Origin of the sequence: Maribacter aquimarinus, assembly GCF_047345505.1 — a bacterium.
Taxonomy (GTDB): domain Bacteria; phylum Bacteroidota; class Bacteroidia; order Flavobacteriales; family Flavobacteriaceae; genus Maribacter.
In genome coordinates this window covers 1-15,350 of sequence record NZ_JBLFEO010000029.1, presented here as the reverse complement: position 1 = coordinate 15,350, position 15,350 = coordinate 1, and the positions used below count along the sequence as shown (strand labels likewise).

Below are 15,350 nucleotides of genomic sequence, written 5' to 3'. Positions count from 1 at the left end.
TTGGTTTTTACCGTTGAGTTGACACTTTACTCCTATTCTTTCTTGTTCTGTCTCTTGTTAATGATTGTCCGATCTGCCTATGATAGTAATGGATGATATTTTAAAAACCAAATGGGCTCCTGTCGTTTAAAAAAACACACATCGCGGTAAGCTAAAAGCAAGTCGCAATTTTAGGTCATTACTTATTGGGAATTTGAACATTTAAGAAAATCTCAAAAATTGACTGCTTTCTTTCAATTTTGCATTCATCAAACGCTTTGAGTGCTGAGGTGATTCTGTTTTTTTGGCATCGGGCACAATATCAACGTTTTGAGGCCCGCTGGGAATCACCCTATAACCCAGTGCATCAGGTGAAGCAGCCTTTAACCGGTCATTGATTCCACAACCCGTTTTTTAAGGGCTGTTTGATAATACCGTTGTAACAATTTAGTATATTTTTGTACCGAGATAAGTCCTGAACACGTGAAACAGATCACCCTATCCAACAAAGTGATGACCCTTGTGGTGCTGGACTATGGTGCCACCATACAGAAACTCCTGTTCAAGGGCGCCAACGGGGAGTACACCAATGTGGTGGTGGGGTACAACCACCCCAGCCGTTACCGCCTGGACGATAACTGCGTGGGCGCCTGCGTGGGCCGCTATGCCGGACGGATTTCCAACGGCGGGTTTGAACTGGATCGGGAAAAATATTTGCTCTACCAAGAAAAAGGGGTGCACCTGCACGGGGGCAAAGAGGGATTTCACCAAAAATTTTGGAGCATAGAGGAAGTGGACACCGGGGAGCACCCCTATGTGACCCTCTCCTACCTGAGCCACCACCTGGAAGAGGGCTACCCGGGCAACCTCAAGGTGCAAGTGACCTATAAGCTGGTGGAAAATGCCCTACAGGTGATCCACGAGGCCACTACCGATCGCAGTACCGTGGTGAACCTAACCAACCATTCTTATTTTAAGTTGGATGATGCCCCCTATCTGGAAGATTGCGAACTGCAGCTCAACTGCCCACACTTCTTGGAACTCAACGAGCAATTGTTGCCCACCGGAAAGACCCTGCCCGTGCGCGGGGAACCTTTGGACTTTCTCTTGTCCAAGCCCATTGGACGCCAAGAGTTCAACACCGTCTTCATCAAGGACATGGGAAGCGAAAAAGTGGCCGAGTTACGTTCCAAAAAATCGGGCATTTCCATGAAGGTCTATACCAACCAGCCCGCAGTGGTCCTTTACACCCCACCCGATTTTCCGGCCATTTGCTTTGAAACGCAAAATTATCCGGATGCCCCCAACCACCGCCATTTTCCCAGCCCGGTGCTCAGGCCTGGGGAAAGCTACAACAACATTACCATCTTTAAGTTCGATTCCTTATCTTAGAAGGCCACCAATGTACCCCTGGGAAGGTAAAGTTGGCCCAGGGCCATACGCCCTGAAACACCAAGGGAAAAGGCCACGGCTGCCCATAAAAAAATGTCCTTGAATGAAAGTTGTTCTCAAAATTCTGCTGGCATTGGCCATTGTCCTGGGACTGCTCTACGCTTTGGCCCTTCCCCTCCTTAGACAGCAGACCAAAAAGAACAGTCCGGAAAAAGTAACATCCTATACCTTTAAGGGGGCCGAGCTATCCGTGCATTACAGCAGCCCCTCCAAAAAAGGAAGGACCATTTTTGGAGATTTGCTGCCCTACGGCCAGGTATGGCGCACCGGGGCCAATGAGCCCACCACCTTTAGCACGGACCGGCAGATAGCCATCATTGATAAAATCCTGCCCAAGGGCACCTACTCGCTCTGGACCGTGCCGCACCAAGATCACTGGGAGGTCATCTTCAACAAAAAAATCCCGGATTGGGGCGTTACCTTCCTCAGTGGGGGCAAGAAAACCACCCGCAATCCCAAGCATGACGTACTCCGTGTTCAAGTGCCCGCAAGACGGTTGGATTGGCCCACGGAAGAGTTCACCATAGCCTTTGAAAACAACGGACAGTTCCACCTCACCCTGGAATGGGACCTGGTGAAGGTGAACGTGCCCATTAACGTGGAAGAACCGCATTGAAAGGCCCGTAAAAGGCAGATGGAACAAATGAAAAGCAAAGCGCCCCAAAGAACCAAAAAGCCCCTTCCCTCCCTGGCGGAGCTCCAAAACGGCATCCTAAAGAACAACCTGGCCCTGCTGAGCCGCGCCATTACCTTGGTGGAAAGCACCCGCCCCGAACACCAGGCCGTGGCCCACAAACTTGTGGAACACGCCTTGCAACAAAAAACCGATACCCTGCGCATTGGCATCACCGGGGTGCCCGGCGTGGGCAAGAGCACCTTTATTGAGCAGTTTGGGAAGATGATCACCCAACGGGGCAAAAAAGTGGCCGTGCTAACCGTGGACCCCAGCAGCAGCAAAAGCAAGGGCAGTATTTTGGGCGACAAGACCAGGATGCAGGCCCTGGTGCAAGATCCCAATGCCTACATTAGGCCCTCGGCATCGGGCACTTCCCTTGGTGGGGTCACCCGCAAGACCCGGGAGAGCATTACCCTGTTGGAGGCCGCCGGCTACGACGTGATCATTGTGGAGACCGTGGGGGTGGGCCAGAGCGAAACCGCCGTACACGATATGGTAGATTTCTTTTTACTGTTGAAATTGGCCGGAGCCGGCGATGAGCTCCAGGGCATTAAACGCGGTATTGTGGAAATGGCCCATGCCATAGCCATAAACAAGGCAGATGGCCCCAATAAAAAAGAGGCCGCCCGGGCCCAAACGGAATTTGCCCGGGCCCTGCACCTCTTCCCGCCCAAGGAAAACGGCTGGGTGCCCAAGGTAGTGTGCTGCAGCGCCCTGGAGAACACCGGACTGGATGCCCTTTGGGAAATGATGCTCGCCTATGTGAAAGACAGCAAGGCCAGCGGCTATTTCACGGACAACCGCAGCCAACAGAACGCCCACTGGCTGCACCAGCACCTGGAACACCGGTTGGTGTCCGATTTCTATGGCCACAAAAGCATAAAAACCGTACTCCCCCAATATCTGAGGGAGGTCACGGAAGGAAAAACATCGCCCTTTGCCGCTGCGGAAGCGCTTTTGCAACGGTACCGGGAAGAATGAGAGGGGTGGTGGGGCACCACCCTTTCTTAGGGATAAAAAACATAACTTTGCCCCGAAACCCAAAACAGCGTTCATGGCACCTTTGACCCCTGCCCTACTCTCCGTGGTGGTCCCCTTGTACAACGAGGAGGACAATGTTGTGCCACTTACCCAAAAAATCCACGAAAGCTTGGCCGGCTATGCCTACCAGATCATCTATATAGACGACTTCTCCAAGGACAATACCAAGAACGTGGTGCGGGAGATGAAAGATGGGCGCGTGCACCTTGTTGAACTCAAAAAAAATTACGGTCAGAGCTTGGCCCTGGCCGCGGGAATTGATTACGCCCAGGGCGACTATATCATTACCATGGACGGCGATCTGCAGAACGATCCCAGTGACATTCCCCAAATGCTGTCCTATGCCGTGAACGGCGAGTTTGACCTCATTACCGGAATACGCCAGAAAAGAAAGGACTCCCTGGTAAAAAAAATACCCTCCAAAATTGCCAATTTCCTGGTACGAAGGGTCACAAAACTGGATATCAAGGACAACGGTTGCGCCCTAAAGGTGTTTACCAAGGACATTGCCAAGGACCTGAACCTCTATGGCGAGATGCACCGCTTCATTACCCTTTTGGCCCATTTGGAGGGTGCACAGATCAAACAAGTGCCCGTAAAGCACCACGCGCGGCACGCCGGGGTCTCCAAATATGGCTTGGAAAGGGTGTTCAAGGTCGTGGCCGATATGATGTTGCTGCTCTTCATTAGAAAGTATTTTCAACGCCCCATTCACCTTTTCGGAATCTTTGGTTTCCTGTTGATCCTGTTGGGGGTGCTGATCAATGTGTACCTGCTCATTGTAAAACTGGGCTTTGGGGAGGACATAGGCAACAGGCCCCTGCTCATCTTTGGCCTGATGTTCATTTTGGCGGGCATACAACTCTTTACCATTGGCATTGTGATGGAACTGCTGATCCGCACCTACTACGAATCACAGAAAAAGCGGCCTTACAGAATTAAAAAAGTGAGCATCGGTGGCCAGTAAGCGCAAAACGGCCACCGCCTTTTTAAAACTGCTGCTCAGTGCGGTGCTCATCTACTTTGTCTTCACAAAAATTGAACTTTCGGAGATACGGCAGGCCTTGGAAAAAAGCGACCCGCCCTACCTCATCCTGGCCCTTCTGCTCTTTGTTCTGAGCAAGATCATTGCCGCGTTCAGGCTTCACCGCTACCTGCGGGTGCTTCAGATACCCATGAGCCACAAGAACAACCTAAAGCTCTATCTGCAGGGCATGTTCTACAACCTTTTCCTTCCCGGGGGCATCGGGGGCGACGCCTACAAGGGCTATCGCATTAAAAAGGCCTACGGTACGCCGGTTAAAAAAGTGTTCGGGGTCTTGGTGCTGGATCGGCTCAGTGGTCTTTTGCTGCTCTTCCTGTACGCCTGCGCCCTTTTAAGCGTGCTCCGGCCCGCGGCCCTTGGGGTATGGGAATGGGCACCCTTGGCGGCCATCCCCTTGGCCGTGGGCACCTACGGGCTCATGCACCGAAAATTCTTTGGCTACGCCCAGCCCGTGTTCTGGACCTCCCTTGCCTATTCGGCGGCGGTGCAACTGGCCCAGCTCTTTTGTGTCATGGCCTTGATGCTGGCCCTGGGCATCACGGGACAGTGGCTTGCCTATCTGTTGGTGTTCTTGGTGTCTTCCATTGTTTCGGTGGTTCCACTTACCCTGGGAGGCATCGGCAGCCGCGAACTCACCTTTTTCTATGGGGCGTCCCTGTTGGGACTGGACGAAACCCTTTCCATTGCCATTAGCATCGGGTTTTTTCTCATCACCGCCCTGGTCTCCCTTACCGGGGTGTACCATCACTTTAAAAAAATAGATCTGGAGGCTTCCTGACCCCACAAAGGTCACGGCAGCTGCACCAAGTGCATCTTGCGCACCACGTCCCTACGGGTCGCTGGGTTCAGAAACTTGGCCTGCAGCCGGGTGATGCGAAACTGGTTCACCGTGTGCTGGGCATCCCATTGCAAACCGGCCTTTTCAAGGGCGGCCAGTTCATCATCGTTCACATAGAGCCAAATTCCGCTCATTTGGCCGGCGGTCTGGAGATCAATTCTCTTTACCGGCATCTTGTTGTAAAAATCCAGGGCCCAGGTATGGTAGCCGGAGATCTTGTAGATGCGATCGGTGGGGATATCCCGGTCCCGCACCACTTTGGCCATCTCGCTACCCCCTTGGTATTGTAGCAATTTAGGGTAGAAATGGAGGTTGAGCACCAGGTTGAGCAGGAACGAGGCACAAACGGCCATGCTCAGCAGCCTCTTCAGTGGGTGCTCTTTTTTTAACAGCAGGTATCCCGTGCCCATAAGCCCCATAACCAGCAACGCGCCCAAGCCCCAGCCCTGTATCTGGAAAACATAAAAGCAAAGAAAGCCGCCGGCCAGCACCACAATGCCCAACAGCGCGCCCTGCAGCCAGAGCAACACCCGTTGTCGGTCAAGGTGTTGGCCTTCCTGCATTTCCGTAAGAAAAGCGGCCGTGAGCACGGCAAAAAGGGGCATGGTGATATTGAGGTAGTGGGGCAGTTTAAACTGCGCAAAGCTGATGAGGAAAAAGATCAGGGTTATCCCGCCCACGGTTAGGAATTCGGTCTTGGGCCTGCGGGCCATCCGTGACTTCACCAATTCTTTTACGCGGGAGGCATAGGCGGCTATGCCCACAAGGGTCCAGGGCAGAAAGACCCACAAAAAGGTATGGAAGAAGAACAGGTAGTCGCCACTGTTGGTGCCCATGCCCTCCCCGCTGAGACGTTCAAAGCTCTGCTCCCAAAAAATGAAAAAGATGCCGCTCCTGTCGCTCCTGCCCCGGATCACTTTTTCCGGGTGCAGATCAAACTGGTGGTAATAGGCGTAGAGCATGGGGGCCGTGGCCAACAAAAACACCGCCAGGGCCAAGAGCACTTTCCAGCTCAGGAAACGTCTCCACATGTTGGCATAGGCCATATGGCACAACAGCGGCAGCCCAATGACCACTAGGGCAATCTGCCCCTTGGTGGAAAAGGCCAGGCCGGCCCCCAGGGCGCCGAGCACAATGGCCTTGACGGCGCCCGTCTGGACGTAGGCGGTAAGTTGCCAAAGGGAAAAAATGGCAAAACCGGTGAGCACGGCGTCCGTGCGCACATCAATGGCGCCCAAGACAATGGTCTGTGCCGTCATAAAGATCAGGGCGGCCAACTTGCCCGTTGTTCTGCCGTACAAAAGGCTGCCCAGGCCATGGCAGCTGTAGGCGGCAAAAAGGGTGGCCAGAATGCCTGGAATGCGATAGGCCCAATCATGCAGGCCAAAGATCTTGAAGGAAATTGCGGCGAGCCAGTAGTGCATGTGGGGTTTGTCCAAATACTCCTCCGGGCCCTTGAACAGGTTTAGAAAATCGCCCTCCTGTACCATTCGCATGGCCATCACAGCAAACTGGGCCGAGTCGTTTTCAAAGAGGGTCACGGTAATCCCGGCCAGATAGACCAAGAAGGCCATCAGCATAAAAAACCAGTACCTGCGATCGGATATCATGACAAGAACCTAAGACGTGCAAAATTAAACAACCTGGCAAACAGGGCACCAAAAAAGGCCCCCACCAATGCCCCGGTGACAATGTCCAACGGAAAGTGCACGCCCAAATAGATGCGGCTGTAGGCCACAAACGCCGCCCACACCAACAAGGCCGGTAAGAGCCCCTTAAAATGGGGCTTAAGCAAACTGCCAAAGAAAACGGCCAGGGCAAAGGAATTGCTGGCGTGGGCAGAAAAGTATCCGTATTTACCGCCGCAGCGGCTTTTTACCAAGCGCATCACCTCCATAAGGGATCCATCATGGCAGGGCCTGGGCCGCGCAACGCCCAGTTTAAAGAAATTGCTCAATTGGTCCGAGACCGTAATGAGCAGCGCCACGGCCACCACGGCCCAAAGGGTGTTCTTGAGGCCCAGTTTCCAATGGGCGATCACCAGTAAAAAGACGTAGAGGGGCACGGAACTCAGCTTATGGGAGACAAACTGCCAAAGATTGTCCCAGGCCGGGGTCCCAAGGCCGTTCAAATAAAGAAACAGCTCCCTATCCAGATGTAGCAGTTCTTCCAAGGCCCCTTATGCTTCGTACCGTTGCACTTCGCGATCGTAAAATTCCGTGGCCGCCCGGATCAGGTTCTCCGTCTCCACCTCCAGCTCTTTCTCATCCTCCCGGCCAAATTCCTCCAACCATTCCACCTCGTCATTTTCCAGGTTGATGATAAAACGGGGATACTCGGTATGCACCACAAAAATGGCGGAGGGGTGATCGGTATTGTCCCCCAACAAAAACTTAGGTAATTCCATAGTGTTGCTCAATCTTTAGTGATCAGGTGCTTGCCCGGGCCCGCACGTTTTGGTAAATCAGTTTTTTGGTGAGATAATTAAATCGAATATACAACATAATCGCCGATGCCGTGAGCCCGGCCAAGAGCCCCACCCAAATACCGGTGCTCTCCATGGGCGTGTGCAGGCCCAGGTAATAACTTATGGGAAAACCAATGAGCCAATAGGCCACAAAGGTGATCAGGGTGGGTATCTTTACATCCTGCAGCCCCCGGAGCGCACCGAGCACCACCACCTGCAATCCGTCCGAGATCTGAAAGAAGGCCGCCACCAGCATCAGCTGGCCGGCCAGCAGGATCACCTCCGTGTTGTCTGCCATGTTGCCCACATCATCCACATCCAGATACAAACTGGGAAACCACTCCCGACCCACCAGGAACAGGGCGGCAAAGACAATTTCCAACAACAGGGTGAGGAAAAAGATGCTCTGCGCAATGCGCCTAAGGTCCTGGAAATTGCGCAGGCCTTTCTGGTTGCCCACCCGGATCATCGCGGCCACCCCCAGTCCCATCCCGAACATGAAGGTCATGCTGCTCAGGTTCAGGGCAATTTGGTTGGCCGCTTGGGCATTTTTTCCAAGAACGCCGCTGAGCCAAATGGCAGCGGTGAAAATGGCCACCTCAAAAAGCATCTGCATGGCGGATGGAAAGCCCAGGTTCACAATTTTGGACAGCACCTTGCGCTCCAATTTCTTAAAGTTGAACGTGGAGACATAGCTGCGCGTCTTCTTTTTGCGACGCAACAGAAAGTAGAGATAGCCCACCATGACAAAACGCGCCACCAGGGTCCCTATGGCCGCACCCACAATGCCCAATTTGGGAAACCCGAACGCGCCAAAAATGAGAAGGTAGTTCAGGCCAATGTTCACCACATTGGCAATGATGGTGGCGTACATGGGGTATTTGGTCTGGGAGAGCCCTTCGGAAAATTGCTTAAAGGCCTGGAACATGACCAAGGGAACCAGGGAAAGTGCCACCAGGTCCAGGTAGGGCAAGGCCAGCTCCACCACTTCCTGGGGCTGTTCCATAAGATACATCAGGGGCTTTGCCAGGAGGATCATGCCAAAGAGCCCCACGGCCAAAAGGGTACAGAGCAGCAACCCGTGCTTTAGGGCACTCTTTCCGGCCGCGCCGTCCCCTGCGCCATCGGCCTCTGCCACCAATGGGGTAATGGCGGTGGAGAACCCAATGCCAATGGACATGGCAATAAAGACAAAACTGTTGCCCAAGGAAACGGCCGCCAGTTCTGCCGTGCCCAACTGCCCCACCATGATGTTGTCTGCCAATTGCACCAGAGTATGGCCCAAGAGCCCCGTGATCACGGGCACCGACAGTTTTATATTGTACCTAAATTCCTTGGTGTACTGCTGTAACAATTCTCTTTGCTATTATGGTGATCATGCGCTTTGGGCGTCCTTGGCCTCTTCCCAAAAGACGTCCATTTCGGCCAGGGTCATGTCCTTGAGCTCCTTCCCCATTTCCTTGGCCTTGGCCTCGAGGTACTGGAAACGGCCCATGAACTTTTTGTTGGTGCGCTCCAGGGCGTTCTCCGGGTCAATGTCCAGGAATCGGGCGTAGTTCACCATGGAAAAAAGCACGTCCCCGAACTCGGCCTCCATCTTTTCCCGATCTCCCGATCGTACCTCATTGGAAAACTCCCGCAGTTCTTCCTGCACCTTGGCAAAAACCTGTTCGGGCCGCTCCCAATCAAAGCCCACACCGGCCACCTTGTCTTGGATCCTGTTGGCCTTGACCAGGGCGGGCAGCCCCTTGGGAACGCCCTCCAGTACGCTTTTCTTCCCTTCCTTCAGCTTTAAATTCTCCCAGTTGCGCTTTACCTCCTCCTCATTGGCCACCTGCACATCTCCGTAGATATGGGGGTGCCGGTCAATGAGCTTCTCGGAAATGGCGTTGCAGACATCGGCAATGTCAAAATCCTGGGTCTCGGACCCGATCTTGGCATAAAAGACAATGTGCAGCAGCACATCGCCCAGTTCCTTCTTCACCTCTTCCAGGTCATTGTCCAGAATGGCGTCTCCAAGTTCATAGGTTTCCTCAATGGTAAGGTGCCGTAAGCTCTGCATGGTCTGTTTCCGGTCCCACGGGCACTGGGCGCGCAGCTCGTCCATAATGGTGAGCAGACGGTCAAAGGCCCTTAATTGTTCTTCTCTTGGGTTCATGGAAAGAATTTTGGCAAAAGTACAAATCTCAATTCGCTGTGGTGCCGTATAATTTACTATTTTAGGCAACGGATTTGTAGGAGCCGCCCCGGTAGCCCAAACGGAACCCCCCAATTCTGGCAAGCCCTATGGAGCGGTATTCCCTGGAACTTTTTTTTGGGGATGATGGATGGGCCCCTTGTGCCCAACAAAGCAAAAGAATGCCGTGGCACATCCGTGCCCGTGATAAAGGCGGGCGCGCCGGCCTTGTTCAGGGGCCGATGGCATGGCCCCACAACAGGCTCAAAAACGCCTTAAAGTTGACCCGATGAAATGGACACCCTTTTTAACCCTAGTGCTGCTGGCTTGCCACTTGACCCGTGCCCAAGAGGCCGCGCTGGTGGCCAAGGGCGCAGAACTGACCCTTTTGGCAGATGGCTTTGAATTTACCGAAGGCCCGGCCGTGGCCCAAAATGGCGACGTTTACTTTACCGACCAGCCCAATGACCGCATTGTGAAATGGAACGCTGCGGACAATTCGGTGACCGATTGGATGCAGCCCAGCGGCCGGTCCAACGGACTTTATTTTGGGCCGGACGGTGCCCTTTATGCCTGTGCCGATGAGAAAAATGAACTTTGGCAGATAGATGCCAACAAAAAGGTCACCGTTTTGGTGTCTCAATTTGAAGGCAAAAAACTGGGCGGCCCCAATGACCTCTGGATCAACGGCCAAGGGGGCATTTATTTCACCGACCCCTTTTACAAAAGGTCATGGTGGGGGCACAGCACCCCGGAAATCAAGGAAAGAAGGGTCTATTACCTCCCGGCCAAGGGCAAGACACCGATCGTGGTGGCCAAGGACTTTGTGAACCCCAATGGCATCATTGGAACGGCCGACGGGAAAACCCTGTACATAGCGGACATTGGCGATAAAAAGACCTACGTCTTTAAAGTGGAAAAAGATGGGCAGCTCACGGACCGAAGCTTGTTTTGCAACATGGGGTCAGACGGGATGACCCTGGACACCGAGGGCAACGTGTACCTCACCGGAGATGGGGTAACCGTGTTTAGCCCCCAAGGAGAAAAGCTGCACCATATTGCCGTACCGGAAAAATGGACGGCCAACGTTACCTTTGGCGGCCCGGACCGAAAGACCTTGTTCATTACGGCAATGGATTCCGTTTACACCCTGGAAATGGCCGTGGCCGGAGCCCATTGAACCCACCCAAAACAGATACGCCAACCCATAAAAACCAAACCAAAATGCCTTTTCCCAACCTCTTTGACGCTTCCGGACTTGCCGAAACGAAAGAGCGCATCTTAAAACTAAAGCCAGAACAGGCACCCCAATGGGGTAAAATGAACGTGGCCCAAATGCTGGCCCATTGCAACGTGGCCTATGAAATGGTCTATACCGACAAACATCCACGGCCAAAGGCCTTTGAAAAATTCATGATCAAACTTTTTGCCAAAAAAGCGGTAACGGGTCCAAAGCCCTACAAAAAGAACGGCCGCACGGCACCCGTGTTCATCATTGCGGATCAGCGCAATTTTGAAGCAGAAAAGGAAAGGCTGTTGTCTTTCTTGGACAAGACCCATGTCCTGGGCGCAGATCATTTCCACGGCAGGGAGTCGCACGCCTTTGGCCACCTCACCGCTGGGGAGTGGAACACCCTGTTCAGCAAGCACCTGGACCATCATCTAAAACAATTTGGGGTTTGAGCTGACTTTTCGCATCGCCCTTTGCCTTGGGGTGCGGGAAACATTAGACCCGCCATTTAGATTTTAAAAAACAACAAACAGGAAGATTATGACACCCTATATTTTTGAGTTTTTGGGCACCGCCCTTTTATTATTGATCGGTAACGGCGTTGTGGCCAACATTCTGTTAAAGGGAACCAAGGGTGCCGATTCTGGCTGGGTGGGCATTTCCCTGGCCTGGGGCATCGCTGTTTTCATCGGGGTCTTTGTGGCCGCCGGAAGCAGTGGCGCCCACCTGAACCCCGCCGTGACCTTGGGCCTGGCCACCGCCTCCAAATTCAGTTGGGCCATGGTGCCCGGATACATCCTGGCCCAAATGCTGGGGGCCATGACGGGAAACTTATTGGTCTGGCTCACCTATTACAAACAGTACGCGGCCACCGAAGATGCCAACGCCATCTTCCATACTTTTTCCACCTCCCCGGCCATACGGAGTCCGTTTTGGAACACCATCACGGAGATCATTGGCACCTTTGCCCTGGTTTTTGGGGTTTTTTACATTGCGGGCGGCGCCATGGGCGAGGAAACCATATCCCTGGGTGCCTTGGATGCCCTTCCGGTGGCCCTCTTGGTGATGGGCATTGGTTTTGGCCTGGGCGGACCCACGGGCTACGCCATTAACCCCGCGCGCGATTTGGGACCGCGGTGCATGCACGCCCTGCTGCCCATAAAAAACAAGGGCAAGAGCAACTGGGACTATGCCTGGGTGCCCATTGTTGGCCCCGTTATTGGCGGGGTATTGGCGGGCTTGGCCTTTTTGGCCATTGGTCCGGGATAGCCCATACGGAAAAAAGCGCCCCGCATGCAGGTCGCTGGCAAACCATAGCGATGCCGGGCTCCGCCAACGGACGTTGTCCCCATAGGGAGCGGATGTATGGGGAGCACCCCAATGAAAAGGGCCTTGAGATATAGTTCATTAGCATGATCCCCATAACCCCAAAAAAGATAACACAATAGGGAGCAAATGAAGACCGTACACTTTGACAATATGAGACATTGGACATGGATTGCAGTTATCATCCTCTCCCTGATCTTGATCTTGGTCGGAACTTTTGAACTTTTTGAATTTGAAAATCCAAAGCTGAACAAAAGAATAAGTGCCGTAGGGTTCTTTCTTCAAGTGATCTACTTCAGTAAGATGTTTTGGTACAAAAACTATGTTCAATGGAACAAGGTAGGCATTGTAATTAAGATGAATTCTCTCTATGCCAAGTCGTTGCCCTTCATCCAAATAAAAAAAACCGAACTGAACCATCAGATATTGACCATAATCAAATCCAACGGGAAAAAAATAACCTTCAACTTAGATGGGATAAGGGAATCTGAGGCAAAGAGACTTCATGAAATAATTGCTGAAAACACCAATTTAAACAACCCTTAATGCCAGTTACCCGGGATGTTAATGTATCCCAGTCCGGTCCAAATCATTTCATTTCATACCCAAGCAAAAATTAGCGTACATAAACCCGTTACCCACGGCCAATGATCATGAGCACAAAAAGACCCATTCCCCTACCCTATGCCCTTCTTGGGCTGTGGCTGCTCCTTTACGGAACTGAGCCCATTTGGGGTCAAGAACGCCCTTTTGCCCAAGAGGTGGCCCTTTTGGTGAAAAAATATGGCAAGGCCCAACCAACTGACCGGGATACCTATGTGTTCACGGGCAGCTCCAGCATACGGCTGTGGCCCGATCTGGAGGCCGCTTTTCCGGACAAACACATCATCAATACCGGTTTTGGCGGCTCACAGGCCACCGACCTGGATCATTATCTGGAGCCCCTTGTATTGGCGCACCGGCCCAAAAAGGTGTTCATTTATGAAGGGGACAATGACCTCGCCGCCAAAAAAAGGCCCCGGGAGGTGCTGGGCACCACCCGGGGCATCGTAAAGCGCATAGCGGCAGCGGGAACCACCGTACAGGTGTACCTCATTGCCGCCAAGCCCAGCATAAGCCGCTGGAAGTGGCGCTGCAAATACAAGCGCTTTAACCGCAGCTTAAAAAGATGGGGGCAAAAGGACCCTTTTGTGACCTTTGTGGACATTTGGACGCCCATGTTGCACGGTAGGCGGTTAAAAAAAGATATTTTTGTGTCCGATGGCCTTCATATGAACCCCAAGGGATACGCCCTTTGGTATGATGCCATCAAGGAACATGTAAACGCTAAATAATACCCATCATGCGCAACATCCTTCTCACCCGATTTCTCTTTCTTGCCGGAACGCTCTTGGCCCTTATGGGGTGCAAAGACCAGACCAAGCCCCGCTTGGACATGCCCAGAACAGACCTTTCCAAAGAGGCGTTGATCCCCAAACCCCTGAAGATCACCCCAACGCACAATGCTTTTGCGTTGGACAGGTTTACCGCCATATACACGGCCAAGGAAGCCGCCGGTTTTGAGGATGTGGGCCGGTTCTTGGCCCGGGCCCTGAAAGAAAAAACCAACTTGGACCTGGCCGTGAACGGGGCAAATGAAGACGGGGTGCAGCGGGTGATCTACATTAACCAGGCCAAAAACCTGGAAGACAATGCACCGGAGGGCTACCAGCTGTACATTAACCAAGACTCCATTATCCTCAATGCCAATACTTCCGAAGGGGCTTTCAGGGGCATACAGACCTTGCGGCAGTTGGTGCCGCCAAGCGCCAACGATACCCTGGCCGCACAACCCATTTGGCCCGTGCCCACGGGAAAAATAAACGACGCCCCACAATTTGGGTACCGGGGCTCCATGCTGGATGTGGCCAGACATTTCTTTAGCCTGGAAGACGTAAAGAAATACATGGACCTACTGGCCTATTACAAGATCAACGTGCTGCACCTGCACCTTACGGACGATCAAGGGTGGCGCATAGAGATCAAGTCATGGCCCTTGCTCACGGAAATCGGGGGCAGCACCGAAGTGGGCGGGGAGGCCGGCGGCTTTTACACCCAGGAAGACTACAAGGAACTCGTGCACTACGCTGCGGAACGCTACATCACCATTATTCCGGAGGTGGATATGCCGGGGCACACCAATGCGGCATCGGTGGCCTACCCTTTCCTGAACGGCAATGGAAAAACCCCGGAACTGTATGAGGGCATTGAAGTGGGCTTTAGCACTTTTGATACCCGCAAGGACACCGTCTATGCCTTTGTGGACGATGTGGTGCGGGAAATCTCGGAAATGACCCCCGGTCCCTATTTCCATATGGGCGGGGACGAAAGCCATGTCACCGAAAAGGACGATTACATCCATTTTGTGAACAAGGTGGAAAAAATAGTGCAGAAGCACGGCAAGCGCATGATCGGCTGGGACGAAGTGGCCGTTGCCGATGTGGACTCCACCTCCATCTCCCAGTGGTGGAGCAGCGAGGAAAATGCCAAAAAAGCAGTGGAAAAAGGAATGCAGGTCATTGTTTCACCGGCCAAAAAAGCGTATCTGGACATGAAGTATGACAGTCTTTCCAAGTTTGGCCTGCACTGGGCCGGGCTTATTCCCGTGGATACCGCCTACATTTGGAGCCCGGAGGAAATCGGTGGTTTTCCCATGGACCAGATCTTAGGGGTGGAGGCCCCGCTGTGGTCAGAGACCATAAGCACTATGGAAGAACTGGAGTATCTGGCCTTTCCAAGAATGATCGGATATGCCGAGCTGAGCTGGTCTGCCCCGGCCCAAAGGAACTGGGAAGATTACAAATCAAGGTTGGTGGGGCAAGTGCCCTATCTGGATCAGATGGGGGTAAACTACTATCCCTCTCCCTTGATCGACTGGCCAGACACCACAGAAAAGGAAAAGGCCATGCCCAAGGATTGAACCCCATTGGCCCGGGTCCGGTGAGGACGCCATAAATAGGGCTTGCTGATTTTCTATCAACGGGAAGGTAAGATATTAACAATCAGCATTTTATTTTTGAACAATCGACGAATTCCGTTGTACAAGTGCACGGGTTTCCGTAACTTAGGGTAACATACCC

General features: G+C 52.9%; 16 protein-coding genes. 11 read left to right on the top strand and 5 right to left on the bottom strand.

The features are described from left to right. The first annotated feature begins 462 nt into the window (after window positions 1-462). The 5 genes from ACKWCC_RS16390 (at window position 463) to ACKWCC_RS16370 (ending at window position 4,971) form a co-directional block, all read left to right on the top strand. On the top strand, window positions 463-1,371 hold the full coding sequence (locus ACKWCC_RS16390) for an aldose epimerase family protein (RefSeq protein ID WP_413997048.1): 909 nt from the start codon (window positions 463-465) through the stop codon (window positions 1,369-1,371). A gap of 103 nt (window positions 1,372-1,474) precedes the next feature. Then, window positions 1,475-2,047: a DUF2911 domain-containing protein gene (locus ACKWCC_RS16385; RefSeq protein WP_413997047.1), complete on the top strand. Its 573-nt coding sequence runs from the start codon at window positions 1,475-1,477 to the stop codon at window positions 2,045-2,047. Window positions 2,048-2,065: 18 nt separating this feature from the next. Continuing rightward, window positions 2,066-3,088, top strand: a complete 1,023-nt coding sequence (gene meaB, locus ACKWCC_RS16380) for a methylmalonyl Co-A mutase-associated GTPase MeaB (RefSeq protein WP_413997046.1) — start codon at window positions 2,066-2,068, stop codon at window positions 3,086-3,088. Between the two features lie 73 nt (window positions 3,089-3,161). Next, window positions 3,162-4,115 (top strand): glycosyltransferase family 2 protein, encoded by a 954-nt coding sequence (locus tag ACKWCC_RS16375; RefSeq protein WP_413997045.1) that lies wholly within the window; start codon window positions 3,162-3,164, stop codon window positions 4,113-4,115. Further along, on the top strand, window positions 4,105-4,971 hold the full coding sequence (locus ACKWCC_RS16370) for a lysylphosphatidylglycerol synthase transmembrane domain-containing protein (protein WP_413997044.1): 867 nt from the start codon (window positions 4,105-4,107) through the stop codon (window positions 4,969-4,971). The genes ACKWCC_RS16375 and ACKWCC_RS16370 overlap by 11 nt, the downstream gene beginning before the upstream one ends. Before the next feature lie 11 nt (window positions 4,972-4,982). Here the strand turns inward: ACKWCC_RS16370 and ACKWCC_RS16365 are convergent, their stop codons facing one another. The 5 genes from ACKWCC_RS16365 to mazG are packed head-to-tail and all read right to left on the bottom strand — an operon-like array spanning window position 4,983 to window position 9,656. After that, the gene (locus tag ACKWCC_RS16365; protein WP_413997043.1) at window positions 4,983-6,641 is read right to left on the bottom strand and encodes an ArnT family glycosyltransferase; all 1,659 of its coding nucleotides are present in this window, start codon (window positions 6,639-6,641) and stop codon (window positions 4,983-4,985) included. Continuing rightward, a complete protein-coding gene (locus ACKWCC_RS16360) occupies window positions 6,638-7,204 on the bottom strand; it encodes a phosphatase PAP2 family protein (protein WP_413997042.1) in 567 nt (188 codons plus the stop codon). Before ACKWCC_RS16360 ends, ACKWCC_RS16365 begins: the two co-directional genes overlap by 4 nt. A gap of 6 nt (window positions 7,205-7,210) precedes the next feature. Next, window positions 7,211-7,438, bottom strand: a complete 228-nt coding sequence (locus tag ACKWCC_RS16355; protein ID WP_413997041.1) for a hypothetical protein — start codon at window positions 7,436-7,438, stop codon at window positions 7,211-7,213. 22 nt (window positions 7,439-7,460) lie between these two features. Next, on the bottom strand, window positions 7,461-8,852 hold the full coding sequence (locus tag ACKWCC_RS16350) for an MATE family efflux transporter (RefSeq protein ID WP_413997040.1): 1,392 nt from the start codon (window positions 8,850-8,852) through the stop codon (window positions 7,461-7,463). 21 nt (window positions 8,853-8,873) lie between these two features. Continuing rightward, window positions 8,874-9,656: a nucleoside triphosphate pyrophosphohydrolase gene (mazG, locus tag ACKWCC_RS16345; RefSeq protein WP_413997039.1), complete on the bottom strand. Its 783-nt coding sequence runs from the start codon at window positions 9,654-9,656 to the stop codon at window positions 8,874-8,876. Window positions 9,657-9,963: 307 nt separating this feature from the next. Between mazG and ACKWCC_RS16340 the strand changes: the two genes are divergently transcribed. From ACKWCC_RS16340 to ACKWCC_RS16315, 6 genes are all read left to right on the top strand, one after another. Continuing rightward, window positions 9,964-10,854 (top strand): SMP-30/gluconolactonase/LRE family protein, encoded by an 891-nt coding sequence (locus tag ACKWCC_RS16340; RefSeq protein WP_413997038.1) that lies wholly within the window; start codon window positions 9,964-9,966, stop codon window positions 10,852-10,854. A gap of 44 nt (window positions 10,855-10,898) precedes the next feature. After that, on the top strand, window positions 10,899-11,357 hold the full coding sequence (locus ACKWCC_RS16335; RefSeq protein ID WP_413997037.1) for a DUF1569 domain-containing protein: 459 nt from the start codon (window positions 10,899-10,901) through the stop codon (window positions 11,355-11,357). An 88-nt stretch (window positions 11,358-11,445) separates the two neighbouring features. Continuing rightward, entirely contained in the window at window positions 11,446-12,174 is a 729-nt protein-coding gene (locus tag ACKWCC_RS16330; protein ID WP_413997036.1) for an MIP/aquaporin family protein, read from the top strand. Window positions 12,175-12,360: 186 nt separating this feature from the next. Beyond that, a complete protein-coding gene (locus ACKWCC_RS16325) occupies window positions 12,361-12,777 on the top strand; it encodes a hypothetical protein (RefSeq protein ID WP_413997035.1) in 417 nt (138 codons plus the stop codon). Window positions 12,778-12,878: 101 nt separating this feature from the next. Beyond that, window positions 12,879-13,565, top strand: a complete 687-nt coding sequence (locus ACKWCC_RS16320) for a GDSL-type esterase/lipase family protein (RefSeq protein ID WP_413997034.1) — start codon at window positions 12,879-12,881, stop codon at window positions 13,563-13,565. An 8-nt stretch (window positions 13,566-13,573) separates the two neighbouring features. Continuing rightward, on the top strand, window positions 13,574-15,190 hold the full coding sequence (locus ACKWCC_RS16315) for a beta-N-acetylhexosaminidase (RefSeq protein WP_413997033.1): 1,617 nt from the start codon (window positions 13,574-13,576) through the stop codon (window positions 15,188-15,190). The last annotated feature ends 160 nt before the right edge of the window (window positions 15,191-15,350 follow it).

Excerpts from the sequence above, each read along its gene's own strand:
- ACKWCC_RS16385 (WP_413997047.1), top strand. The coding sequence starts at position 1,475 with ATGAAAGTTGTTCTCAAAATTCTGCTGGCATTGGCCATTGTCCTGGGA.
- meaB (WP_413997046.1), top strand. The coding sequence starts at position 2,066 with ATGGAACAAATGAAAAGCAAAGCGCCCCAAAGAACCAAAAAGCCCCTT.
- ACKWCC_RS16375 (WP_413997045.1), top strand. The coding sequence starts at position 3,162 with ATGGCACCTTTGACCCCTGCCCTACTCTCCGTGGTGGTCCCCTTGTAC.
- ACKWCC_RS16365 (WP_413997043.1), bottom strand. The coding sequence starts at position 6,641 with ATGATATCCGATCGCAGGTACTGGTTTTTTATGCTGATGGCCTTCTTG.
- ACKWCC_RS16355 (WP_413997041.1), bottom strand. The coding sequence starts at position 7,438 with ATGGAATTACCTAAGTTTTTGTTGGGGGACAATACCGATCACCCCTCC.
- mazG (WP_413997039.1), bottom strand. The coding sequence starts at position 9,656 with ATGAACCCAAGAGAAGAACAATTAAGGGCCTTTGACCGTCTGCTCACC.
- ACKWCC_RS16340 (WP_413997038.1), top strand. The coding sequence starts at position 9,964 with ATGAAATGGACACCCTTTTTAACCCTAGTGCTGCTGGCTTGCCACTTG.
- ACKWCC_RS16335 (WP_413997037.1), top strand. The coding sequence starts at position 10,899 with ATGCCTTTTCCCAACCTCTTTGACGCTTCCGGACTTGCCGAAACGAAA.
- ACKWCC_RS16330 (WP_413997036.1), top strand. The coding sequence starts at position 11,446 with ATGACACCCTATATTTTTGAGTTTTTGGGCACCGCCCTTTTATTATTG.
- ACKWCC_RS16325 (WP_413997035.1), top strand. The coding sequence starts at position 12,361 with ATGAAGACCGTACACTTTGACAATATGAGACATTGGACATGGATTGCA.
- ACKWCC_RS16320 (WP_413997034.1), top strand. The coding sequence starts at position 12,879 with ATGATCATGAGCACAAAAAGACCCATTCCCCTACCCTATGCCCTTCTT.
- ACKWCC_RS16315 (WP_413997033.1), top strand. The coding sequence starts at position 13,574 with ATGCGCAACATCCTTCTCACCCGATTTCTCTTTCTTGCCGGAACGCTC.